We start from the raw sequence: 24,213 nt of genomic DNA, 5'->3' as shown, positions 1-24,213 counted from the left end.
TTAAAGAAATAAAACGAAGGAGTTCACCAGTTCTTTATGAACTGGTGACCTTGTTTATTAATAGAAAGAAGGATTTTTATGAAAAAACAGCATATTTTTATATTTTTTTTGTTCACATACATAGGACTATTTAACTTTTTACCAGTATCAACATATGCAGAAGACTCAAAAGCTGCAACAGGATTTGTTTATGAAGTAATCAAACCAGAAAACCAAATAGATGATTCGAATTATTTTAACTTAAAGATGAATCCAGGACAAAAACAAAAAATACAAATAAAATTTACGAACGATTTTTCAAGCGACAATATTGTTAGCGTGAAAATCAATGGTGCTAAAACGAACAGCAATGGCGTGGTTGAATTTGGCCCAAATAAACTAGAAAAAGATGCATCACTAAAATATGATTTAGCCTCTATTGCAAAGGCGCCAGATAAAATCACTATTCCTGCTAAAGGAAGTACAGTATTAGATATTGATCTGACAATGCCAGAATCTTCTTATGACGGTATCATTACAGGTGGTATTCAATTGCAGGATATTACAAATGAAGGAAAGAAAAGTAAGGAACCACAAGGAACAATCGTTAATAAGTATGCATATATCATCGGAATTGTCTTACAAGAGACGGACACACCAATCGAACCAGATTTATCATTAAATAAAGTCTACCCAGATTTGAAAAATTTCCGTAATAGTATCATGATCAATTTTTCAAACACACAAGCTAATTTCTTGAATGATATGACTGTTGACGCACAAATAACGAAGAGTAAGAGTGAAGAAGTTCTCTATGATACAAAAAAAGCTGGGATGAGAATGGCGCCAAATTCTATGATCGATTTCCCTGTTTCGATGCAAGGAGAGAAGATGATTCCAGGCGATTATAAAGCCAAAATCGTTGTTACTTCGGGTGATAAAAAATGGAGTTGGGTAAAAGACTTCAAAATTACCAATGAGCAGGCAGATAAATTTAATGCCGAAGATTTAGGACAAATTCAAGAACAAGGAATCAACTGGCAAATCGTTGTTGGAATGATCATTGGAGTTGTTGTATTAGTGGTTATCGTATTTTTTGTTGTACGAAAACTGTCAAAAAAAAGCAAGAAAAAAGGAAAGAAAAAGAGCAAAAAATAATCAAGTGATTGTGTGGGAGAGAAAATGAGTACGTTAGATTGGATATTTGTTGCACTACTATCATTAGCGATTCTTTTTTGTGTTTTTTCATTCATTTACTTTTTATTCTCGATTTTTTCCAAGAAAGAATTAAAAAAGTTAAAGCGAAAACGTCCAAAGAATAAACTTAAGAGAAAAAAATTACGCAAAATTATTAGACAACAAAAAGAACAAGTAAAACAACAACTGATGGCAAGTATTGTTTTTATATTGCTCGCCGGTCTGAGTTTTGGTAGTTCCTACTATGCTTCTTACTATCAAAAGCATACATTAAATAGCAGAGACTCAGATGCGATTGTACAAGGCTATTATTTTATTTCTCAAATTGACATTCAGCTCAAAGAAGCGAAGGATAGTGACAATCAGGAAAAATTAGCCAATAATATCAAGGAACTGTCTAGTCGCTTAGCCAGTTATGGAAATCAAAAGGGGTATCATCGTTTAACCTTAGAAGGACAGCAAATATTAAATAAGCAATATGATTATATGAAACAACTTGGAGTAAACCTTGCAGCACAAGCTCCATCATTTTTAAGTAATGAAGAAAAATTATCCGAATTTACACGAGATTTAGATAAAGCAAAAGAACAGCAAAAGAAAGTATTTAAGTATTTTCATATCAATGAATCAGCATTGTCAAAGAAAAAATAAATGATTGAAAGGCAGTAGAGCAAGTTATGAGGGATGCTAAAGTGAAGAAAAAAGTAGCTGATAACGGAAAAAGAAACAGTAAATTTCCCAAAAAGCATCCCCATAACGCAACTAAAAGAAAGCTTAAAAATAAGAAAAACCAAGGAAAGAAAAGAGGACTTTCTAAACAAAAAAAACAGAGGAAAAAAAGAAAGCTGCGTTTTCTTTTTGAGTTATTATTTACGTTTGTAATTGTATCTAGCCTATTCTATATACTATCATTTTTTACCTTTACAACAACTAAAGTAACTGGTTATGGCATGACACATAGCATCAATAATAATGAACGTGTATTGGTTGATCGTCTTTCGCCAATAAAACGTTTTGATCTTGTTTATTTTCGTGTACCAGGAGGAAAAGAAACCTCTGTCAGACGGATTATTGGATTACCAGGAGAAAAGCTATCTTACATAAATGATGAGTTATATATAAATGATGAATTAGTAGCCGAACGTTTTTTAGCAAATGAATTGATAAACGCTAAAAGAGAAAATTATATGTACACCGAAGATTTTAGTTTGGATATATGGAAAAATAACAGCCGAGTTCCCAAAGGACAGTATTTTGTTTTAGGGGATAACCGGCCTTTTTCATCTGATAGTCGTTACTATGGCTATGTTGATGAGAAAGATATTATTGGTGTTGTCACCTATCGCTTACTACCTCTACATAAAGCCACAAAATTTTAATAAATAGGAAAGGAAAAGTCATTTGTGATCAATCAATTATCAGAAAAAAAAGAACGTCATATTTCAAGTAAATCGATTGAAAAAAAACGTTCACGTAAACCATTGTCTCCACAACAGCAAAAAAAAAAGCAACTAAAATTACAGCAACAAAGAAGAAAAAAACAAATAATGAATGTTTCGTTGGGTGTTTTGGTTTTGTTTAGTTTACTTTTTTTACTTAATATCCGTACACATTATGTGGATGGAGAATCAATGATGCCTACCTTACAAAATAAAGACAAACTACTTATCTTTAAAACACAAAAAATCGATCGGTATGCAATCGTTACGTTAAAACCCAAGAATAAACCTAACGAAATGTATATAAAACGAGTGATCGGTATGCCAGGTGATGTGATTTGGTTGGATAAAGGTGATTTGTATATCAATCACCAGATTCAAAAAAAACCTTCGTCATTAAAAGAAGGACAGCTGCCTGATGGCACAATAAAAGTGAACATCGATCCTTTAGTTAGTATGGAATTATCTGCAAAGGAAAAGATTCCAGATGATTATTATTTTGTTATGGGAGATAACCGAAATAACTCACTAGATAGCCGGAAATTTGGTTTAGTAAATAAAGATCAAATTGAAGGGAAACTTGCATTACGTTATACACCTATAAATAAATTTGGATTTGTTAACTAAAAATAACGAAAAACACCTCGTGAATTATCAAAAAGGAGCTTTTATGAATAAAAAAATTAGTCTTTTTTTCAAAGAAAATAGTTTATCAATGGTCGCTTGTTTCTTTATACCTATAGTAATACTTGCAGTTGTTTATGCAGAAAAAGGAATTTATCCCGGTAGTTCAATTAGTATTATGGCAAGTGATAGTTTTTCTCAGTTTTCTGCCTTTCATGCTAGTTTTAATAATATGCTTCATGGAAAACAAAATATTTTGTATACATGGAATGCATCACTAGGATTAAATTACTGCTCGTTTATCTCTTATTATTTAGGTGGATTTTTAACTCCTTTAGTATTCTTTTTTGATAATCAAAATATTCCGGATGCTTTGTATTTTTTGACCTTATTAAAGATAGGACTGGCTGGACTATCCTTTTGGTTTTATGGAAAACATACCTTTCGTTTATCAAAAGGTCAATATGTTATTTTAAGCCTTTGTTATGGGTTGATGGGCTTTAGTATTGCTTTATCAGAAATGATTATGTGGTTAGATGCTATGTATTATTTGCCTTTGATTATTTTGGGAATCAATCGATTAATGGATAAGGGAAGACCACTACTATTATTTTTATCGTATTTCTTTCTCTTTATAACTAATTTTTATATGGCTTTCATGATTGGTCTATTTTCCTTCTTTTATTTTATTGTTCGTTGGTTTTCTATGAACGGAAAAGTAAAAGAAATTGTCCATTATCTAATCACTTCGCTACTGGCTGGTGGAGCATCTATGGTTGTGGTTTTACCCACACTAATTGACCTAAGAAACAATGGAGAGTCGTTTTCAAGTATTACTGGATTTACAACAGATAATATGGGAATAATAGATTTAGTCGCAAAAAATATGGTTGGCGTTTATGACACTACTAGAAATGAAGGGACACCGTTCATCTATGTTGGATTGATTCCATTAATCTTATGTCTATTTTTCTTTTTTTCAAAGAAAATAAATAAACGATCTAAGCTATCTTTAGGTGCACTTTTTCTTCTTCTAATTGCTAGTTTTTATATCGAACCATTAAATTTATTTTGGATGGGAATGCATACACCAAACAATTTACCTTTTCGCTATAGTTTTCTTTTTTCATTTTTAGTTTTGATTACTGCTGGATATGGATGGGAAAAATTAAAAATAGAAGATTCTAAATTACTTTCAAATATCATGATTGGATTGATTTTTGTCTTTAGCGTTGTGAAAATAGTGATGTCCAGAATAGATGGAGCCCAGTATCTAAAAATGAGTTCCTTCATCATTACGGTACTTATGTTATGCGTATATTTCGTTATTCATATTGCCTTTCAAAAAAAACAAGGAAAAAAATGGTTGTTCCTTTTATTGCTGCTATCAGTCACTGTAGAATTAGGTTTAAATACGAGAGGACTAATTGAAGGAATAAAACAAGATTGGACATATCCAGAAAGAAATCTGTATTCTGGGCCTTATCCGGAAATAAAAAAACTGGTGGATCAAACAAAACATGAAAATGATGATTTTTACCGAATGGAAAATCTGAATCCTGTATCAAAAAATGATGTGTTTACCTATGGATATAGCGGAGTAACAATGTTCTCCTCCATTCGTAATCGTAATTCGGCTGCGTATTTGGATTCATTAGGTTTTCGATCTTGGGGAACCAACTTACAAATACAATACCCAAATAATACATTAATGTTAGATGCTTTAGTTGGGATCAAATACAATCTATCTTTAGAAAATCCCATGAAATTTGGCTATAAAAAAGTTGGAGAAAGTGAGCACTATAGTTTATATGAAAATGACTATGCACTTCCACTAGGTGTAATGACAGATCGGACTATATACAATGAGGGAGTAGCTGAAAATCAAACTAATTTGTTTGAGCAATTAAGTGGAAGAGTCAGTGAATACTATGATATAGACGATCTTACATCAGTGGAAGAGGAAAATATTGTTAGTGTAGAAGAGGGGCCATTTGTGACATATTCTAAATCAACTGACGAACCATCAACAGGTGCGATGAAACTGACGTGGAAAGCTAAAATCCCGGCGCATAAACAAGCATACCTATCTTTAAAACCTGCAGAATATAGACCTGAAAACCTTAATGCGAGAGCTTTATTTACCGTGGATAAAGTAACTCGTGGAACACAGATAAGCCGTACAAATCAATATTACAATATAGGAAACTATGAAGAAGAAACCGAAGTGACTTTTTCAATTCGTTTTTATAATGGCAACCACTTGAAATTCTTAAAACCAGATTTAGTGTTTCTTGATACCAAAGAATTTGCAGAAACAATTCAAATTGCACAAAAAAATGGGGTAGAGTTTAAAAATAATGGAAATGCACTTACAGCGGAAGTAAATGTTGAACAAAATAATGTTCTATGGACAACTATTCCGTATGATAAGGGTTGGTCAGCGTATGTTGATGGTGAAAAAGTGAAACTCAAACCATTTAAAGATGCTTTTATATCTTTAATAGTTCCACAAGGGAAACACAAGGTTAAGCTTGTCTTTATACCAGAGGGATTGATCATAGGAGCAGTATTGTCTGTGGTTTGTTTCATTATTTTCTTTTGTTATTTGCAAATAAATAAAAAACTGAAAGCAAAGCATCAAATAGAGATGTAGTAGGAATATAGCGATCGTTTCCAATTGTTTTTTCTGACGTTATTACTTCTACAAGCACAAAACAAAAAATAGACCTATATCTGTAGCTAGCCAATTTAAAATGGTTAGTTACAGATATAGTCTATTTTTTTAGCTGTTCAAATCTTAGTGATTAGTGCAATAGAGGTTATTCATTGAGAATGTTTTTTTGCTCAAATAATTGTTGAAGTCTTTTGTACAGATCAGCTAAATCTTTATTTCCGTATGACAAATCCCAAAAATACAATGGAAGATCTGGGTGCTTCTGTCTTGGGAGCAAGGATGAGCTGATGACTAAGTCATAGCTGCTGTTCAACTCTTCTTGGTAAGGTGATGAATCGACAAAACCTAAATCATTTAAAAACTGATAGATCATTCGAACTAAAGTAAAGTTATGCTCAAAAGCAACACCGACTTTTAGATGCTCAGAATGTTTTGGTTTATCGTAAGCAGGAAGTAGGACACTTTTAAATGCATAGATCAAGTACTTCTTAACCGTATAGATAAATTTATATTCTTTTTCCTGAGCTTTTTCATCGAAAAACTGTTGAAGCTTTACTTCAAGAGAGTGATCTGCTTTTCTTTTTTTATCAGGTACTTCAACCAAACTTTGTAAATTTGGGAAAGGTTTTCTCAATACATAAAACGTAAATGTGATATTGATCAGGTTTCCGATAAGTATTGGTTTATCAAGAACTTCAGGTTCCTTCTTAAAAATATTGGTCTTTGCATAGTCTAAAAACTCTTGAACTAATTCGTAGACAGGATTAGGACGAACAGAGAAGTCCTCGAGTGTCTGAAACAATGAAGGATCATCATCTAATGTATAAAAAGGCGCATAGTGAGCTAAGAAAAAAATAAAACTACTTTCTCCTTTACTATATCTAGGCGGTAAAGCCTGTACTGGACCTAATTCTTGATTCAAACGATCAAAATCATAATACGGATTATCGTTCATTAAGAAATCATAGCGTTCATCATAAGAAACATACATTTTCTTACGGGTTCGGCAAAGAAAAATTGCTGCAAAATAATTTAATTCTTTTGCACCTAAATATGTTCTGGATAAAGGGAAATATTCAGCAAAAGCGCTAGCAAGGCGTTCAGCATCTTCAAGAGCTACACTTTTAAATGGCCAAACCGTTCCCCGTGTTCCTAACCAAAGAGCATCAAAAAGAGCAACTCTAACGGAACGTTCATCACCAGTTAAATTAGCTTCAGTATATGTAAAGCGAAGACCAAACTGTTTTACGTGCTTTTTCAAAGGCAACATTTTTCTTGAAACAGTTGAACGACTGACATAATGTCGTTCACAAAAATCGTCAATGTTGGGAGAATCGTGATTTAAAAAATACATGATAAACTGAAAAGGTACCGATTTTTTCAAGAGAAAATAGCGGTATTCATCAATAGTAACAAGTAATTTGGTGCTGTCGATTTTTCCAGCTTTTTGTAAAATCGACGGGTGAGTAGCCATTACCTTAGTTAAATCATGACTGATTTCTGTGGCTATAATAAAGGTTTGTTGATAATTTAAAGATAGTTCATCAGCTAATTGGGTAATAGATACATCAGATTGGTTGAGTTGTGTGATTCGTTTGAACAGTATGAATTTTGTCAGCATTCCCGAATCCATCATCAATTTCTCGTATAGCATACTAATCACTTCCTTATCTCTATTCTACTGTACTTTATAGGAACTTGTCAGCTAAGATGATAAACTAGAAGCAGTTAGTGAGACATTTTTAATGAAAAGGCAAATCTAGGTAGGGTGAATAGGAGATGAAAAGAAATGATTTGTCGGCTCTAATGTTATACAGCTGAATACAGCGTCAATCCGAATCTGTATTGCAGGAAGGGAAGATGTGATTGGAAATGAAAAAAGGCCTAAAGAAAATAGCCTGCAAGCAATGGTGGTAAGCGAAATTAAAGATGGATATAAATCGAAAACAACAGATCCTTTTTAAGTACCTAATGTGTAGGGGGAAACGACAATAAGAGCATTGTTTTTTTCTGATGTAAATAGTAAACTAGCTTTTTAAATTTAAAGTAAATAAAGAACAATGCTAAAACAAAAAGAACATTTCCCCACGAAGGAGAAAATGTTCTAAAAGAATTAACTTACTTTATTTAGTTCCGATTCTTTTTTTAAGAAAATCCAAACCAAACCAATCAAGAAGCCAATAGCTGCTGGAACAACCCAACCCATCCCAATTGTAAATAATGGTAGATACTGTTCAGCTGATTTCAAAATAGTTGTACTGATCGTATTTGTTTTGATAAAATCTGGTGCACTGTTTAGTGCATCCAGTAATGCGGCAAACAGCGTTACGTATGTTGTCATACGATAAACTTCTTTACGATGATGGAACAATGGACTTAAGATAACCAAAAGCATCAAAGTGATTGCCAAAGGATAAAGAAACATCAAAACGGGTACAGAAAATTGAATAATATTTGTTAACCCAACATTTGCAAATAAACAAGGCAAAATACTAGCCGCTGCAATATAAAAGGCGTAAGAACCTTTCGGGAAAAGCTCGCTGAATGTTTCTGAAAAAGCTGTAATCAATCCAATAGCTGTTTTTAAACAAGCTAAAATAACGATAAATGCCAGTAAAATACTGCCTAAGTTCCCCAAATAATGATTAGCAATTTGAGCTAAAGCAATCCCACCGTTTTCACTAAGAGGAAATCCACCTAAACTCATTGTTCCCATATAAGACAACAAGGTATAAATGACACCCATCAAGACAATACTGATTGCACCAGATTTTATGGTATCTTTTGCAATATCATTTGGTTTTTCCACACCCATGCCACGAATTGTTGAAACAATAATAATTCCGAAGGCTAATGAAGCCAAGGCATCCAATGTATTATACCCTTCAGTAAATCCTTTGAAAAAAGGATTTTCAACATAGGCAGTCCCAACAGACGCAGAAGAAATATCACCTAAGGGATTAATAAAAGCAAATAAAATTAAAATAGCTAACAACAGTAAAAATAATGGATTTAAAAATTTTCCAACATAGTCTAGTAACTTAGATGGTTTGCGTGAAAAAGCCCACGCAATTAAAAAGAATAAAGCTGAAAAAATAGCTAAAAATAGTTTATGCTGATCCGTTGGAATAAATGGTACTAAACCAATTTCAAACGATGTTGTTGCAAGCCTAGGTAATGCAAAAAATGGCCCAATCGTTAGATATAACAACACGGTAAAACCTACAGCATAGCGACGATTTACACGAGTAGCTAGATCAAATACACCATTACTTTTGGAAATACCAATGGCAATTACACCTAGAAAAGGTAAACCAATTCCCGTAATTAAAAAGCCAAGATTTGCTAAGAGAATATTAGCTCCAGCTTCTTGTCCCATATGAACAGGAAAAATCAAATTTCCCGCTCCGAAAAATAAGCCAAATAGCATGGAACCTACATAAAGGTAATCACGCCATGATAATTTTTTTGTCACAATTCAACACTCCTCAAATTTTGTTCTTAATTAAAATAACAGAATAAAGAGAGTACAGCAAGTAAATTTGGAGAAAGTGCTTAATGTTGGACTGCAATATTAAAAAAAAATGAGATTAATCGATAAAATAAGCAAATTGATAGTCATCACAGAAATGTCCATTGATGAAAAATTCATCTTTAAATAAGGCTTCTTGAATGAAACCATTTTTACGATAAAATTGAATGGCTTTAGTATTTTGTCCCATAACCCGCAAAGAAATTTTATGAATGTCTTCATTAGCAGCAAGTTGCTTTAAATAATCTAATAACTGTTTTCCGATCCCTAAAGACTGACTATCTGGATGAACACCAATGCCAAGCATCCATTGTTTTTTATGTGATAGCAGAGAGGTGGGATGGTGAACATTAATAAAGCCATGAACTCTATTATCATCTACAGCAACAAAAATGATTTGTCCATCTGATTTCTCTTTGTATTCATCTATAGAATCATAATAATGAAGCGCAGGAGAATTTTCATTCGTCCAAATCCTATTTTCTATATCAAGTAAGTCTGGGAAATCTTTGTCCTCAACGGGTCTAATTGTTAGTCTGTTTTCCATTGGACGATCCTTCTTTCATCAAATTTACTTCACTAAAACGTTCTTCTAACTTCTTTTTATGAGACGTTAAGATATCTTCAAAGTGAATATCATATTTATCCGCTAAAATAAACACGTTATCTAAAACATCACCAAGTTCTTCCGTTAAATCCTGTACTAAATGTTCTACGTTTTTTTCTTCTTCATCTGGTCGATCCCGTCCAATTTCCAAAGCACGAACAGCACGAGCAACTTCTCCTGTTTCTTCAGCTAAAAAGCCAACACGAATAAATGGATTAAGTGCATACCAGCCTCTTTTTTTATAAAAATTACTGATCCAGTGTTGATAGTGTTGAAGATCCATGTAAATCCCTCCAGTCTATGTTACTACGATAGCATATGTTAATAAAAAAATAAAAGCAACGTTGTTTGGATGGGGTAAAAAATAACGAATGTATTATAATGTTAAAATCTAGGAAAAATATTTTAATTATCGAAGTAATTTTCTCTGTTTTTGAGAAAAAGGGTCTTAAATGCTGTTGTGTAGCCGTTTGATTGTTTTTATATAATTTTTAAATATATTTACTTTTAAATTTTATGATGCTATTATAAATTTTGAAAAATAACTGAATTAGGAGAATTTTATGAAAAGACAAACGAAAGTAGTTTTGGTAAGTGGTTTATTTTTAGTTGGTGCATTAGTACATAGTAACCAAGTTTTAGCATACGAAGCAGGTGATACTGACCCGATTCAAAATAATCAACAAACCTTGGATAAAGTAGATAATGGCGACATGGAATTAAAAGGCTGGATCGGAACCTTTGATCCAACAGAAGCACCAGATCCAGAACAACCAACGCCAAGTGATAAAGATTCATCTTGGGTAAATGTTACAATGCCTGTCACTGTTTTATTTGGATCGTTAGAATCAGATAAAGGAAATATTTATGGACCAGCATATGCAATTAAAAACAACTCTGTAAAAAGTGTCAAAGTTTCAGCACAAAATGTGACTGCAGTAGCAAATGCGATCAATTCGGGTCTTGAATTGAATATGTCAGCTGACAACGGTAAAGTGACTGTTCCTTTGGTTAAAAATGATGGTTCACTTTTAGACAAAGCAGCAGAAATTAAAGGATTAGCAACAGGAGAATCTGTTGATTTTACCTTACAAGGGAAATTTTCTGGTGTATATCCAACGATTGAAAGTGGTCCATTAACACCGAAATACAACTTGTCTTTAAAATTCGACGTACAATAAGTTTGACAGAGAATTAAACTTCTTTAGACAGTTTGCTCGAATGAAGAGGTTGGAACAAAGAAAGCAAGTCGTTGTCTCAACACTCTTCATTCGTAAAACTTTTTTAGTGAGGTAAAAGTGATTATGAAAAATAAACGATACATATTTTTGGTGTTTCTGATGACTCTTCAATCAATCGGACAGGTCAGTCCAGTATTTGCCGAAACAACTGCAAATAAAGGATTAGAACGGAGTGAGCTAGAAAATGACCAACAAAAAAATGAACAAAATCAATTGATTCAAGATAACTTACATATAGTAGAAATTCCAAAAGTAAAGACAGATTCTATAGATCAATCAGAACATGAGGTCTATACACCAGAAACACTAGATACTTCAGAACCATTAGAAAATGAGAAACAAGTAGAACCTGTTGCAATAGCTGAAGAAATTATTATTGATGGCTACACTTATGTGAAGGTAGGAACCCGTCAAGCATTTCTAGAAGCGGCAAATTCAAAGAAAAATATCGTATTGACCGCAGATGTGGAGTTACTTTCTGGAGATAAGGCTGAAATAGTAGCTGAATTTCGTTTACTTGGTCGTACCAGTAAAGCAGTTAAGAAGAATAAACTCACATTGAATACTTTTTCTGAAACAGAACAACATCGAGGCTTATATGCTCTAGAGGCGTCATTTGGTTTTGGTGACGTTCATGTGTCAGATATTTTTATTGATAATAAAGACAATGGCGGGATTATTTCATTTGAAGAAAGGATTATAGGGACACAATATTTTGATGCTGTGGAGTATACATCTAACGGTGGTCAAGCATTTGTCGCTAAAAACGGAATAATCGTTATCAACGATTCTACCTTCACTCAAACGAGTACCTTAGAACGTTACAATAAGGCATTTGCGGAAACATCTCATTTATTTTTATCTGGCAAAACAACCATCAATCACGATGGCTTTTCCAATGACGTCCGAGTAGGTCCATTTTTATCTATACAAAAAAGCTCAATAAGTTCTGGAAGAGTTGAGATTTTAAAAAATGCTGTGGTTTCAATTGAAACCAAAAAGTCATTTGTTACAGGAACTGGTTACAGTGATTTTACATTGGAAGTTGGGGAGAATGCGGCATTCACATTGAAAGTTTCTGGGGATTTGATTGAAGCACCAACTTCTCAAAGACCACTACATTATATATTTGGAGAAGAGTCAGCTGTCACATTGATGGATGAAAGTAGAAAAAATAAAAAAACTGGTATGAATTTAGCAAGATTTGTTCCTTTAAGAGGAAGAAGTGGCGAGCTTGTTATTAGTGCAGGAATGGATTTAATCATTGACTCCAATAATCGTTATAGTCTAATTGAACAAGAAACCGTTGAAGATGCAATTCCTATCGTCATTCCCGCAACAACGAAAAGGGTCATTCTTCAAAATGCACGATCTGATAGTAATGCAGCATATAATGGGAAGATTTTTAACTTAATTGGTAACGATAAAGGCAATCTTTTTGTCAATAGTAGTCGAATTGATTTATATCGTAAAGGAAATTTATCTGTGTCTACAGGTGCATTTATTAATGTAACTGCGGCAGTCAATCAGAATGGTAGGGGAAAAGGAAATACAAAAGTTATTTCGTCAACCAATAGAAACTTTGCGGATACTTATGCCGCTATTTATGAAGATGAAGTGGCAAAGATTAGATTTGCTGCAGAAGTTATTGTCCCTTTAGAGATTGATGATATAAAAGACACGGCAACTAAAGTCACGGGTATATCTCATCCAGATGCAACAATCCAGATGAGTGGCTTCTTTACAGATGGAGAAGCATTTAATCAGACAATAGATGTTTCTAAAGATCGTACCTTTTCTTATCAACTACCCAAGACGCTTAAAGTGGGTTCAACTGTATCGTTTTCAGCCTCTGTTGGTGGTGAAGGAGCAGTAACACGAGTCGAAAAACAGGTAATTGATACATTGCCTCCAAGTGCAGAACCATTGCTTCAAACCGTTTCAATCAATGAAGTTGCAGAACTTGATTTAACTAAACTAGTAAAAAATATTCAGGATAATAGTGGCATCCCTCCAACTGTAGAAGTCGCTAATACCTTGGAAGCTAAAGTTGGAAGACAGCAATTAACGGTGAGATTAACAGACGGAAGTAATAATTTTAGTGAGATCATCGTTCCAATATTTGTTTATGATGAAAACAGTCGTGTGTTTCAGACTTCAGAAAAGAGTGGGTTTCTACTTTGGGGATTAGGCTTAGAGGTTTATCCAGAAGATGTTACAGGTGACATTACAGACTATTTAAACCAGCGGATTGAAAGAAAAGTTTGGTCTGAAGTAGAAGAATTACCGAGTGCGGATTTTATATTAGAATCAACGGACTTAGAAGAAATCCCTTTACCAGGTAGTTATCAAGCCAATTTTACCTATAAAGAATATGTTCTGACTGTAAAAATTCAAGTTATGGATAAGAAGCAGAAGATCAATGTGATGATTCCTAAAAAAGTCTTGTTCGGCTCTAGTGATGTGTTATCGAATCAAATTATTTCTCCTCAATACGAAGTGAAAAATAACAGTCAAACGTCTATCACATTAAGTGTTTTAGGACTTACAGAAGAAGCTGTGTCAGATTTTGAATTAGTTGACTTATTTGACAAAGATAAGCAAAAGCAACAGGCAAGCATGAGCATTAAAACAGAAGATGCAGAAGTACACCTAAATACATCTATGGGCGAAGAAGTACTAGGCTATTTATCAGGAGAAAGTAGCAAAGCCTTTAGGCTACAAGGTTCATACTTTGGCACTTACGAAAAAATATTACAACCGAAATATAAAATTAAACTAGGATTTCAGGTGAATGATGAAAAATAAAAAACAACGAATAAATATAGATCCCGCAAAATATGGAACGAAAGAGGAATTAACTACAGCACTAAAAGAAGCGGATAATAAAATTGAGGAAATAAAAGATTTCGATTTTGATTCAGTTTCTAAGCAATCTTCGTTCATTATAGAAGTTAAAAAAAATGGCAGCGACCAATTTCAGCCTATTTTAGTAGAAAAAAGTTCTTTGAAAAAATGGTTGATTCCTGTGGGCCTATTTTTAGTCCTTTGTATTGGGGGATATTATTTGTGGTTTGCAACTAGTCAAAAAGAAGAAGCCGTTCAGCCAGCGATCATCCCAAGTGATTTAGCGCCAGATATCAAGGATGCTAAAAAAATCGATAAAGAAGAATTGATCAAAAAAATGCAGTCAGTAGTCGATGATGGGTATTTCAATTTACAGATGGATACTGAGTTAATTTTCAATTCTTCAAATGAAAATGGAAAAATTCAAATTATCAATCCAGATCAAAATAAAAGTATTATCGCTGTAGATGTTTTTTTAGATGGAGAAGACGACTTGTTATATGAATCTGGCAGTATTTATCCAGGTCAGTATGTAAACAAAGGGAAATTATTAAAGAATTTGGCTAAAGGTGAGTACCAAGGGTATGCTAAAGCTAAGATATATGATCTAGAGACAAAAAAAGAACAAACGACCTCTATCGTTAATTTAACTGTCCAGGTAAAAAACTAATTATGTTGTAACCATTAACAAACCTAAGCAAAACACGAACCGTTTTGCTTAGGTTTGTTTTATTATATACAGAACGTTAGATTAAAGGATATAGAGCAGAGTTGACTTTTTTGTAGTATCATATTTAATAGAAGAAACATTTCAAAAAAATGGAGGGACAGAGTAAATGACTACATTTTATTTTGTTAGACATGGAAAAACAGAACTCAATTTAAGCTTGAAATTTCAAGGAGGAGACATTGATTCTCCCTTATTGCCGATAGGAATTGAACAAGCAATTCAAGCAGGACGCTATCTGTGTGATATATCCTTTGATGCTATTGCTGTGAGTACTCAAAAAAGAGCGATGGATACGGCTAATTACATTCTTAAAGAAAATAACTATTTAGATAAGTTAACACTTCAGTATTATGATAGCCTAAGAGAAATCAAATTTGGAAAGCGCGAAGGTACTGAGATCAATCACGCAGACGAACAAACTGCACATTTAAGACAGCGTCCAGATTTATATGATCCCACAGCTTTTGGTGGAGAAACAATTGATTCTTTAGTAACACGCTCCACTGAGACGATAGAAAAAATCAGTGAAGAATATCCAGATGGAAAAGTGTTGATCGTTGCTCATGGTGTGTTGCTGATCACGCTAATTAATTCACTGATAGGCAAAGAAAAAGCAAACTGGCGTGAAGGTGGACCATTAGCTAATACAAGTATCACGATTGTTGAAAAGAAAAATAAATACACCTTAACATCATTTAATGACATATCGTATCAAACGCAAACAGAAGATGCATAAAAAGGATTGTTAAGACAAAAGTAACGAATAAGTAAAAAAATGAATGTAGAAAAACGTTTATTTATTTAAGTTGGGTGAGGGATTTATGAAGAAAATAGCTGTTTATTGTGGCGCTAGCACGGGAAATAAGATGATTTACCAAGAACAAACCAAAGAGTTAGGACAGTGGCTAACTACCAACAAGTATGATCTTGTATACGGAGGCAGTGACGTTGGATTGATGGGAATCTTGGCAGATACAGTTCTTGAAAATGGTGGCAACGTATTCGGAGTTATGCCGACTATTCTATTAGACCGAGAATTAGCGCATCAAAATCTTACTGAAATGTATATTGTAAATGGCATGCATGAACGTAAACAAAAAATGATTGATTTGGCGGATTGTTATCTCGCATTACCAGGTGGACCAGGAACGCTAGAAGAAATTTCAGAAGTGGTTTCTTGGGGACGTATTGGTGCACACCAAAATCCGTGCATCTTTTTTAATGTGGATGGATATTATGATCTGTTGGCAGATTTCTTTGATAAGATGGTGACTGACGGATTTTTGACAAAGGAAGATAGAGAAAAAATCTTTTTCTCTGATTCTTTATCTGAGATTAAAAAATTTATTGATAATTATGTACCACCAGTAATTCGGCAGTATAAATGATAATAAAAGTGAAGTAGCTATTTCTTATCTATATAAAAAAACAGCCTCCAACATCTTATCATACAAGAATAGTTGGAGGTTGTTTGAATTTTAAGCGATATTATTTTGAAAAAGACTATTGTGAAGCGTCTATGATTGTAAAGAAAGTTCGGTTTCTGATTTTAAGATTTCCTCAGCTTGTTCAACTTCAAGAGCTTGTTTGTCTGCTAACTTTACAAAGGGTAAATAAATCAACGTGTTCAGTACCAAACAGATGGCTAGAATAAAGGTTCCTGCTAAACCACTACCTAGTGGTTTAGTCAAGAAAATCGGTGTTGTCCAAGGCATTAATCCAACTAGAGGATTTAGATTTACTTTGATTAAAGAAGTCAATAGCCAAGTAGTTAAACCCAAAACAGGTGGGCTCACTACCATAGGAATAAAAAAGATTGGGTTTAAGACCACAGGAACACCGAAAATCAATGGTTCATTTATGTTAAAAATAGACGGAATAACAGCAATTTTAAAAATTGCTTTATATCGTTTTGATTTAGCAAATAGTAAAGCAATCAGAAGTCCCAGCGTGCAACCCGCACCTCCTAAAATAGTATTTCCTAAAACGATAGCCAAAGTGCCATAAGGCAGAGGTGTACCATGCTGATAGGCAGCGATGTTTTCCAAAATAATCGTATACAATAAAGGTGAAATCGCACCATTTACAACATTAGGATGGATACCAAAGAACCACATAAAACTAGCTAAAGTCAAAATGAAAATAAAAGCGATTGGCGTTGCCGTCAGTAAACTTAGGGGTTTAGAAATAATAAAATTACACCAATCGACCATATTCCCTTCTGCTGTATAAGAAAAAATAATTCTTAAAGTAAAGGCAACTAAAACAACAGCAACTGAAATAATTGCAGGACTCAATGATTCTGAAACCATTGGAGGAATACTGTCGGGTAACTTGATAGCAAAGCCTTTTTTGCTCATCTTCACAAAAATATAAGCCGCTAAAAAGCTAATAAACAGTGCAACCAACAAAGAACGACCACCCAGAGCAGAAATAGGGAAAGCGTTAATAGGAGTCACATCTAATTGACCAGTAATCTGATTCTTTGAAAAGGTTTGAACGACTTCGGTCATGCCTTGTTTAGTTGTAAAGGTCAATGTTTGAGGGGAAACAATTAAAAAACTTAGTAATCCCAACATTCCACCATTTTGAGAATTATATCCGCTGTTTTTACTGTAAGCTGCTGCAAAACTATAAGAAATATATATAGCCATGGCATTGGTACTGGCGTTCAGCACAGCATCAACATGGGTCATGATACCTGTTTCTCTAAGCCAAATCCCCCAACCAGATGGAATAGGCCAGTAGCCAACGATGGCGATTAAAGAAATACCTAGGATGATGAATGTGATTCGAACAAAAGATTCAGAAAGGGAACTGAGAAAAATATTGCGATTGATCTTTTCTGATAACGGGAGCAGGGTTTTTGTCATTAATTCTTCCAGTTTTTTCATGATTAACTCTCCTTAAAACTAAATTTTTGATAAGGTCGTTTGGCTAATTCATCTAGTAACAAGACATTGTCTGCGGTGGATAGTTGTCCAATAATATTGTATTTATCCCGATTTTTTTTCACTTTTTCAGGGTTTAATACAATATGAAGTTCACATTCATATTGACCATATAGATTGTTGTCTATTAGAACAGATCCCTTTTTTATTTCAGTAGAACTGTTTCTAGCAGGAATGGTTATTTGTTTATGAACATGGCGTGAAAAAGCTGAACGTAGCGTTATGCCAGAATATTCAGGGCGGACAAAGTGAAAATCTGAAAATAAGATTTCTTTTTCATTTTCTGTAATCTTTTGATCCATTTCAATATCCAAAGGGACCTCTGTATAATTCAATTCTTCCGCTGCTTTTTTTAACTCATTTTCTGAAGCAAATGCATTCCCAATAATGACAGTTTCAGCTAAATCTAAGAGCTTGATTTGTTTGATTTGGGCAGTGATCGGCAGAAATCTATGTTCTTCAATCGTGCATAGTCCTTCATGCATTTTCCAAGGTCCCATATTTCCTACTCGCGATGTAACGAAAATAGTTGAAGGTACGTTGTATGAATGATAACAGTTACTTATGTCTTTAACGTCTTCTAAGCGCATTCCAGTGTAGGCGTGAGGATAAAAATTATATGAGCCACAGAGATTCGCAATGTTGGGGGAAAAACTCATGATTCTATCAATTAGAGCTGAGCCAGAACTCATATTTAGTTCAATCATCATATTATGAGAATTATGAGTCATAAACATCTCTTCCATTCCAGAAAAACCGCCATCTAAGCGCAGGATATCTACACCTAAATCTGAAAAGAACGACAAATCTTTCCATGTTACATCTAATTTAGGTAATAACAAAGAATTAACATCTAAAATGACAGACATGTTCAATTTTTTGATCTCAACGATTATTTCTTTATACTTCTGTACATCCTCACTGGGATTCTCTGAAAATTGCAGCATACTCATAAATACTTTTGAAAAATTAAACGTGCGCGCAAGTTTAATATAGTTGATCATATCCTGAAAATCAGCTTTCTCAGGATAAATAGAGATACCTAAATCTTTAATCATAGCTTCTCCTCCTAAAAATGAATTAACGTTATTTATAAAATATAAAATAAACAAACTTCTTTATAGTAAAAAAGTAAAATATATAGTATATTTGTGTAACAGTTTTGAAAGCGCTACAAAAAGAGGAGAGAGTGGAATTGAGAGAACTATCCATTTTTTTATTATCAAGGCTTCACAATTTGAATACGTATCGACTATCTTTTTCGCCTTTTCAATTAACTCATTTACATTTAGCAAATAAAAAAATGGATAAAAAGTACATGTTTGAACGGTACGAAGAAAAATTCATCGATGGCATGAAAAAGCCTATCTATCTGTATATTGTCCATAATTTGAATTTTGCGCTTATTCTATGTACGAAAAACGAAGACTGTTATCTTTTTGTGATGGATTTAAAAGGACAATACAATAAGCAGAAGTTAGATACACTATCTGAGATTTTGTACTTGTCGATTTTTAACGAGTATCAACCAGCCTATATTCTTACAGATACGATTAACTTTAATACACGAAATATTATTGATGAAATGTATGTTAATAATATAGAGGGGAAGATTCATCAAAATCCGATTGTTGAAAAGCAGTTGCTGCATTCGATAAAAGTGGGGAATGCAGAAGAAGCTATTGATTATTTGGAAACACTTGAATCTATTAAGCCAATTTTAGCGAATACTACATCCAGAAACTTAAAAAATATTATGATTTCCTTTATCACATTAGCATCACGTGCAATCATTGATGGTGGTTTACCGTCGGAAATCGCTTATACATTTAGCGATCTGACCATTCAAAATGTAGAAAAACAAAATAATTTAACTGTATCTGGATTAATGAATCAATTAAAAGAAATTATTCTTGAATTCACACAATTATTAGGGAGATACAGGTATAAAAACTACTCTAAATACGTTGGCTTTACGATTAGATTTGTCCAAAGTAACCTTTATACACCTATTAAAATCTATAAAATTGCAGAACAGCTAGAAATAAGTCCAGGTTATTTGAGTAGCCAATTTAAAAAAGAAATGGGTCTATCATTGAATAATTATATACAAAAAGAAAAGATATCAGAGGCCAAGTTTTTGCTAAAAAAAGGAAAAATGAAAGTGGCTGAAATAAGCGATTCATTGTCATTTAGCGATCAAAGTCATTTTATTAAAATTTTTAAAAAGTATGAATATATGACCCCTATGGTTTATCAAAAAAAACACCTGAGTTGAACGTATTTAGTTCAACTCAGGTGCTTTATATTCTATTATTAACCTTGTGCCAAAATCCGATGTAAAAATTCTTTTGTTCGTTCTTCTTTTGGATGAACAAAAATATCTTCAGCGGTTCCTTCTTCAGCGATAACACCTTTGTCCATGAAAATCACACGATCAGAAACTTCTTTTGCAAAAGCCATTTCATGTGTCACGATGATCATTGTTAAACCAGTCTGAGCTAAATCTTTCATCGTTTTTAAGACTTCACCAACCATTTCAGGGTCAAGAGCAGAGGTTGGTTCATCGAATAGCATCACATCTGGATTCATAGATAACGCACGTGCAATGGCAACACGTTGCTTTTGTCCACCGGAAAGTTGTGATGGTTTTGCATCAACAAAACGTTCCATACCAACTTTATCTAGATTTTCCAAAGCAATTTTACGTGCTTCTTCTTTATCACGTTTTAAAACAGTAATCTGGCCAGAGGTGCAGTTCTCTAAAACATTCATATTATTAAATAAGTTAAATGACTGGAAAACCATTCCTAAATGTGTACGGTATTTTGGAAGGTTATAGCCACGTTCTAAAACATTTTCATTATTATAGATAATTTTACCGCCAGTCGGTTTTTCCAATAAGTTGATACAACGTAAAAGAGTTGATTTGCCGGAACCAGAAGAACCGATAATGGTTACAACCTCTCCTTTATTTACAGTCACATTGATATCCTTTAACACTTCATTTTCACCGAAGCTTTTTCTTAAATGTTCGACTTCAATAATTGCGCTCATCATTTAGTCCTCTTAGCTTTCTTTTAGATTTTCTGCTTCTTCTAGTTTCACATAAGCAGAAGGGCCATCCATTTTTTTCTCAACAACACGTAAAACACGAGTAATCGCATAGGTCATGATCAAGTACATGATACCAACGATCGTAAATGTTTGGAAGAATTGGAAGTTGGCACCAGAGGCCGCATTTCCTTGGAAGAATAGGTCTGCCACACCGATAACACTCAATACAGCGGTATCTTTAATATTAATGACAAATTCATTTCCTGTTGCTGGTAAAATATTACGTAAAACTTGAGGAATAACAACTTTACGCATTGTTTGACCATGTGTCATACCGATTGCTTGAGCTGCTTCAAATTGTCCTTGATCAACAGCAAAGATTCCGCCACGAACGATTTCAGACATATAAGCACCTGTATTAATAGAAACAATAAACAATGCTGCAACGGTTCGATCTAAAGAAATGCCAAAGGCTAAAGCCAAGCCATAAAAGATAACCATTGCTTGTACCATCATTGGCGTACCACGGAAGACTTCAATGTAAATTGAAAGCAAGCCGTTACCAAGTTTTTGGAAGAAACGTGTCATTTTATTTTCAGATTCTGGAATCGTACGCACAACACCAATCAATAAACCTAAGCTTGTTCCGACAACTGTACCAATCAAAGCGATGAATAATGTTAATCCAGCACCACGTAAGAACATACTGCCGTATTGATCCCAAATATTTTTGAAATCAGCTAAAACACCTTTTTTCTCAGTAGCACTTGTTTCGGCAGCTGGTTGATCTTTAATTGCTTGATCCATGATTTTTGTACGTTCTTCTGAAGAAATACCTGATAAAATCTGGTTGACTTTACTGATTTCAGGATCAGCTTTACGCATGCCAACAGCGATCTGTACATCTTCTTCGTTTGTTTGGAAGCCATTTTCTTTAGAGAATTCCAGCATTTTTAAATCTTTGTTTACACTTGTTGCAGTGACGCCTTCTGGTCGTTCACTGACGTAGCCATCAATCATTCCAGAAGCCAAAGCCGTCCTCATTGCTGAGAAATTATCCATAGCTTGTTGCTTATTTACACCTGGAATTTGATCAATCACACTATAATGGAAGGTATTTAACTGTGCAGTGATTTTTGCACCAGATAATTCTTTTAAGTTTTTTGCATCTGCAAAATTGCTTTTTTTCTGAACGACGACCACTAATTGTGATTCATAATAAGGATCGGTAAAATCAATTTCTTTCCGACGTTCAGCAGTTGGACTCATACCAGCAATGATTGCATCAACTTTTCCAGATTGTAAAGCAGGGGCTAAACCGTCCCATTTTGTTTGAACGATTACTAATTTCTTATCAAGGCCATCCGCAATTTTTTTTGCAATCTGGACGTCATAGCCTCCTGCATAAGAAGCGTTCCCTTGGATAGGCACAGCGCCATTTGCGTCTGTTTTTTGAGACCAGTTAAATGGTGCATACCCAGCTTCCATAGCGACACGAAATTCGCCTTTTGGAGTGGCTTCTTCTGCCTGACCAAATAATGGAGCGCAGAAAACACTTAGCATAATTGTGAATAGTAAGCCAAGTGAAAATGATTTTTTGTTCATGTTTGTCTTCCTCTCTTTTTCCGTACTGAATTTGTTCTACTATAAATTAGTTTAAAGAGTTTTTGAAAAATAGTCTTGTATTGTGAATTAAATGTTCTTTTTTACAAAAAAACAACCATACATAAATGCATAGTTGTCTACTATCGTCAGGTACTCTCAACAAAAACATAGCGCAACTTAGCATCACTACTAAGACAGTCCGCAAGTTGTTCGCTTGCGTCCCAACACATAACAGGGAGGCTGTTATGCATTTCGGCGATTTCCCCTAGACTTGTTTCAACGTGTCCTCTCACTCCACAAGCTTAATAAAAATCGCAACCTCTACCTCGAATTGAGGTACTATTTAGTTAGTTGATTCAAGTTTATAGTGTACGTTATTTGATGAGAAAAGTCAATATTTTACATAATTCATTGTCACTACAATTTACTTGAGAAAACCAGTAAAAAAATGAGGAATACAAAACGAAACTATCGTTTTGTATTCCTCAAAAATAGTAATGAGTGTTATCTTTTACCAACAATCATTTACTTTTAGTTTATTCTTTTTCAACAACTTTTTTTAGGTGCTTATTCATCTGTAACAGAAACTATAATGTATTTAGTAATGTTCTCACTTTCGGATACAACATCAATAACTGTTACACCTGAACCAGTTCCAGTGATTATTCCATTTTGATCAACGACTGCAATTGGTTCAGCCGTGGTGTCCCAATGTAATTGTTTACTTGTTGCATATTCAGGCAAGACTGTTGCATTTACCTTAATAGATTCGCCAACTTTTAACGTTAATGTTTCTTTATCTACTTGGATATCAGTAACTTTATTAAACGTGCTTGTTGTCTCACCAATATGTTTTGAAATAAACTCAAGATGACCTGCATTCAGTTTTATTCCATCATTATAAGTTGTGGCGCCATGAGCATGAACGGCAATTATTTCTTGTTGCTCATTAAGAACAGGTGAGCCAGATTGACCACCTTTAGTGTCAAGATCATAGTTGATTCTGTGTGCGCTTTGTCCAGTAATTTTCCCTTGTGTTTTCCACATTGTAGCCCAAGTTTTATCCCCTGGATACCCCATACTTGAAACTGGATTTCCAACAGTTACTTCGTTGGTTAATGCAAGGTTCTTTTGCTCAACAACCTCTCCAATACTCTTGCCATTATTTTGTTCAAGTGTAACTACTGCAATATCATGGTTAGGATCTGAATTAATCAAATATTGTGGATGGATGTTGATTTCTTTGATTTTGAATTTTCCAAAGGGAAGGGTTGCGCCATTTCTTCCAGGAATAACATAGTTAGAATTGCTGCTTGGATTGTCTTTAATTCTGCTTACAACATGTGCAGCGGTTAGGATGGTATCTTTCCCAATGACTGATCCCGAACCCATTCCTCCATTTGCAGAGATAAATACAGTACTTTGATAAGGTGAAAGAGTAGTGTCAGTAACTTGAATACGCTCATCTATACCGATAATCGAACGATTTTCAATCGCCCGAGCGTGTGTTTTAGGAGATAGCCCTACAAGGGAAACTCCTAGTAAAAAAATACCAATTAAACCTAAATTAAACTTTTTCAAAATAATTCATTCCTTTCTTTTTATGGTGCGTACCTGCTAGTTATAGATAATTAGCAGATGGTTATCTTAGGGGTGAGATGAATGACAATAAATAAACATATTTGATTGTCATGGGACAAAGTAAGTAAATAAGGCCGAGAGAATCA

The 24,213-nt window shown here is 33.9% G+C and carries 20 protein-coding genes and 1 riboswitch; of the genes, 11 read left to right on the top strand and 9 right to left on the bottom strand.

Translation table 11 applies throughout. From position 1 onward, the window contains the following. Positions 1–78: 78 nt before the first annotated feature. The 5 genes from BCR23_RS10410 to BCR23_RS10390 are packed head-to-tail and all read left to right on the top strand — an operon-like array spanning position 79 to position 5,895. The gene (locus BCR23_RS10410; RefSeq protein ID WP_069635435.1) at positions 79–1,137 is read left to right on the top strand and encodes a WxLIP family cell surface protein; all 1,059 of its coding nucleotides are present in this window, start codon (positions 79–81) and stop codon (positions 1,135–1,137) included. 24 nt (positions 1,138–1,161) lie between these two features. Next, positions 1,162–1,827: a hypothetical protein gene (locus BCR23_RS10405; RefSeq protein ID WP_069635434.1), complete on the top strand. Its 666-nt coding sequence runs from the start codon at positions 1,162–1,164 to the stop codon at positions 1,825–1,827. Positions 1,828–1,868: 41 nt separating this feature from the next. Continuing rightward, positions 1,869–2,555, top strand: a complete 687-nt coding sequence (gene lepB, locus BCR23_RS10400) for a signal peptidase I (RefSeq protein ID WP_240482550.1) — start codon at positions 1,869–1,871, stop codon at positions 2,553–2,555. Between the two features lie 24 nt (positions 2,556–2,579). After that, entirely contained in the window at positions 2,580–3,242 is a 663-nt protein-coding gene (gene lepB / locus BCR23_RS10395) for a signal peptidase I (RefSeq protein WP_083241943.1), read from the top strand. Between the two features lie 43 nt (positions 3,243–3,285). Continuing rightward, positions 3,286–5,895: a YfhO family protein gene (locus BCR23_RS10390; RefSeq protein WP_069635432.1), complete on the top strand. Its 2,610-nt coding sequence runs from the start codon at positions 3,286–3,288 to the stop codon at positions 5,893–5,895. Positions 5,896–6,061: 166 nt separating this feature from the next. Here BCR23_RS10390 and BCR23_RS10385 read toward each other — a convergent pair whose 3' ends face one another. The 4 genes from BCR23_RS10385 to BCR23_RS10370 form a co-directional block, all read right to left on the bottom strand. Beyond that, complete coding sequence (locus BCR23_RS10385) at positions 6,062–7,570, bottom strand: helix-turn-helix domain-containing protein (protein WP_069635431.1); 1,509 nt, start codon at positions 7,568–7,570, stop codon at positions 6,062–6,064. Positions 7,571–8,029: 459 nt separating this feature from the next. Next, positions 8,030–9,391, bottom strand: a complete 1,362-nt coding sequence (gene brnQ, locus BCR23_RS10380; RefSeq protein WP_069635430.1) for a branched-chain amino acid transport system II carrier protein — start codon at positions 9,389–9,391, stop codon at positions 8,030–8,032. 115 nt (positions 9,392–9,506) lie between these two features. Next, a complete protein-coding gene (locus BCR23_RS10375; RefSeq protein WP_069635429.1) occupies positions 9,507–9,995 on the bottom strand; it encodes a GNAT family N-acetyltransferase in 489 nt (162 codons plus the stop codon). Then, positions 9,973–10,338, bottom strand: a complete 366-nt coding sequence (locus BCR23_RS10370) for a MazG nucleotide pyrophosphohydrolase domain-containing protein (protein WP_069635428.1) — start codon at positions 10,336–10,338, stop codon at positions 9,973–9,975. Before BCR23_RS10370 ends, BCR23_RS10375 begins: the two co-directional genes overlap by 23 nt. Before the next feature lie 280 nt (positions 10,339–10,618). On the opposite strand from BCR23_RS10370, the gene BCR23_RS10365 reads away from it, so the two are divergent. The 5 genes from BCR23_RS10365 to BCR23_RS10345 all read left to right on the top strand — a co-directional run bounded on the left by BCR23_RS10365 (position 10,619) and on the right by BCR23_RS10345 (position 16,261). Then, the gene (locus tag BCR23_RS10365; protein WP_069635427.1) at positions 10,619–11,236 is read left to right on the top strand and encodes a hypothetical protein; all 618 of its coding nucleotides are present in this window, start codon (positions 10,619–10,621) and stop codon (positions 11,234–11,236) included. A gap of 123 nt (positions 11,237–11,359) precedes the next feature. Beyond that, positions 11,360–14,104, top strand: coding sequence for a hypothetical protein (locus tag BCR23_RS10360; RefSeq protein WP_071870061.1), 2,745 nt, complete (start codon positions 11,360–11,362; stop codon positions 14,102–14,104). Next, entirely contained in the window at positions 14,091–14,813 is a 723-nt protein-coding gene (locus BCR23_RS10355; protein WP_083241942.1) for a hypothetical protein, read from the top strand. Before BCR23_RS10360 ends, BCR23_RS10355 begins: the two co-directional genes overlap by 14 nt. A 166-nt stretch (positions 14,814–14,979) precedes the next feature. Continuing rightward, complete coding sequence (locus BCR23_RS10350; RefSeq protein WP_069635425.1) at positions 14,980–15,609, top strand: histidine phosphatase family protein; 630 nt, start codon at positions 14,980–14,982, stop codon at positions 15,607–15,609. Positions 15,610–15,694: 85 nt separating this feature from the next. After that, positions 15,695–16,261, top strand: a complete 567-nt coding sequence (locus BCR23_RS10345; protein WP_069635424.1) for an LOG family protein — start codon at positions 15,695–15,697, stop codon at positions 16,259–16,261. Positions 16,262–16,390: 129 nt separating this feature from the next. Here BCR23_RS10345 and BCR23_RS10340 read toward each other — a convergent pair whose 3' ends face one another. After that, complete coding sequence (locus BCR23_RS10340) at positions 16,391–17,767, bottom strand: PTS sugar transporter subunit IIC (protein ID WP_240482549.1); 1,377 nt, start codon at positions 17,765–17,767, stop codon at positions 16,391–16,393. Positions 17,768–17,769: 2 nt separating this feature from the next. Beyond that, positions 17,770–18,882: a DUF871 domain-containing protein gene (locus BCR23_RS10335; protein WP_069635422.1), complete on the bottom strand. Its 1,113-nt coding sequence runs from the start codon at positions 18,880–18,882 to the stop codon at positions 17,770–17,772. Positions 18,883–19,019: 137 nt separating this feature from the next. Here BCR23_RS10335 and BCR23_RS10330 point away from each other — a divergent pair, with 137 nt between their 5' ends. Further along, positions 19,020–20,102, top strand: a complete 1,083-nt coding sequence (locus BCR23_RS10330) for a helix-turn-helix domain-containing protein (protein WP_069635421.1) — start codon at positions 19,020–19,022, stop codon at positions 20,100–20,102. Between the two features lie 38 nt (positions 20,103–20,140). Here the strand turns inward: BCR23_RS10330 and BCR23_RS10325 are convergent, their stop codons facing one another. The 3 genes from BCR23_RS10325 to BCR23_RS10315 all read right to left on the bottom strand — a co-directional run bounded on the left by BCR23_RS10325 (position 20,141) and on the right by BCR23_RS10315 (position 24,067). After that, positions 20,141–20,884 (bottom strand): amino acid ABC transporter ATP-binding protein, encoded by a 744-nt coding sequence (locus BCR23_RS10325; RefSeq protein WP_205688504.1) that lies wholly within the window; start codon positions 20,882–20,884, stop codon positions 20,141–20,143. Between the two features lie 9 nt (positions 20,885–20,893). Continuing rightward, positions 20,894–22,444, bottom strand: coding sequence for an ABC transporter permease subunit (locus BCR23_RS10320; protein WP_420809727.1), 1,551 nt, complete (start codon positions 22,442–22,444; stop codon positions 20,894–20,896). A gap of 202 nt (positions 22,445–22,646) precedes the next feature. Continuing rightward, positions 22,647–22,818: riboswitch (Lysine riboswitch) on the bottom strand. Positions 22,819–23,053: 235 nt separating this feature from the next. After that, entirely contained in the window at positions 23,054–24,067 is a 1,014-nt protein-coding gene (locus BCR23_RS10315; protein WP_069635418.1) for a trypsin-like peptidase domain-containing protein, read from the bottom strand. Positions 24,068–24,213: the final 146 nt, after the last annotated feature.

It is taken from the genome of Enterococcus quebecensis (genome assembly GCF_001730365.1).
Lineage (GTDB): Bacteria > Bacillota > Bacilli > Lactobacillales > Enterococcaceae > Enterococcus_L > Enterococcus_L quebecensis.
Note: the sequence above shows the minus strand (reverse complement) of the source record. Positions and strands in the feature narration are given on the sequence as shown.

Bases quoted from the DNA above. Each gene is read 5' to 3' on its own strand.
- BCR23_RS10325 (WP_205688504.1), bottom strand. From the start codon at position 20,884: ATGATGAGCGCAATTATTGAAGTCGAACATTTAAGAAAAAGCTTCGGT.
- BCR23_RS10320 (WP_420809727.1), bottom strand. From the start codon at position 22,444: ATGCTAAGTGTTTTCTGCGCTCCATTATTTGGTCAGGCAGAAGAAGCC.
- BCR23_RS10340 (WP_240482549.1), bottom strand. From the start codon at position 17,767: ATGAAAAAACTGGAAGAATTAATGACAAAAACCCTGCTCCCGTTATCA.
- BCR23_RS10345 (WP_069635424.1), top strand. From the start codon at position 15,695: ATGAAGAAAATAGCTGTTTATTGTGGCGCTAGCACGGGAAATAAGATG.
- BCR23_RS10385 (WP_069635431.1), bottom strand. From the start codon at position 7,570: ATGCTATACGAGAAATTGATGATGGATTCGGGAATGCTGACAAAATTC.
- BCR23_RS10390 (WP_069635432.1), top strand. From the start codon at position 3,286: ATGAATAAAAAAATTAGTCTTTTTTTCAAAGAAAATAGTTTATCAATG.
- BCR23_RS10350 (WP_069635425.1), top strand. From the start codon at position 14,980: ATGACTACATTTTATTTTGTTAGACATGGAAAAACAGAACTCAATTTA.
- BCR23_RS10410 (WP_069635435.1), top strand. From the start codon at position 79: ATGAAAAAACAGCATATTTTTATATTTTTTTTGTTCACATACATAGGA.
- BCR23_RS10370 (WP_069635428.1), bottom strand. From the start codon at position 10,338: ATGGATCTTCAACACTATCAACACTGGATCAGTAATTTTTATAAAAAA.
- BCR23_RS10365 (WP_069635427.1), top strand. From the start codon at position 10,619: ATGAAAAGACAAACGAAAGTAGTTTTGGTAAGTGGTTTATTTTTAGTT.
- BCR23_RS10360 (WP_071870061.1), top strand. From the start codon at position 11,360: ATGAAAAATAAACGATACATATTTTTGGTGTTTCTGATGACTCTTCAA.
- BCR23_RS10355 (WP_083241942.1), top strand. From the start codon at position 14,091: ATGATGAAAAATAAAAAACAACGAATAAATATAGATCCCGCAAAATAT.
- BCR23_RS10375 (WP_069635429.1), bottom strand. From the start codon at position 9,995: ATGGAAAACAGACTAACAATTAGACCCGTTGAGGACAAAGATTTCCCA.
- BCR23_RS10405 (WP_069635434.1), top strand. From the start codon at position 1,162: ATGAGTACGTTAGATTGGATATTTGTTGCACTACTATCATTAGCGATT.
- BCR23_RS10335 (WP_069635422.1), bottom strand. From the start codon at position 18,882: ATGATTAAAGATTTAGGTATCTCTATTTATCCTGAGAAAGCTGATTTT.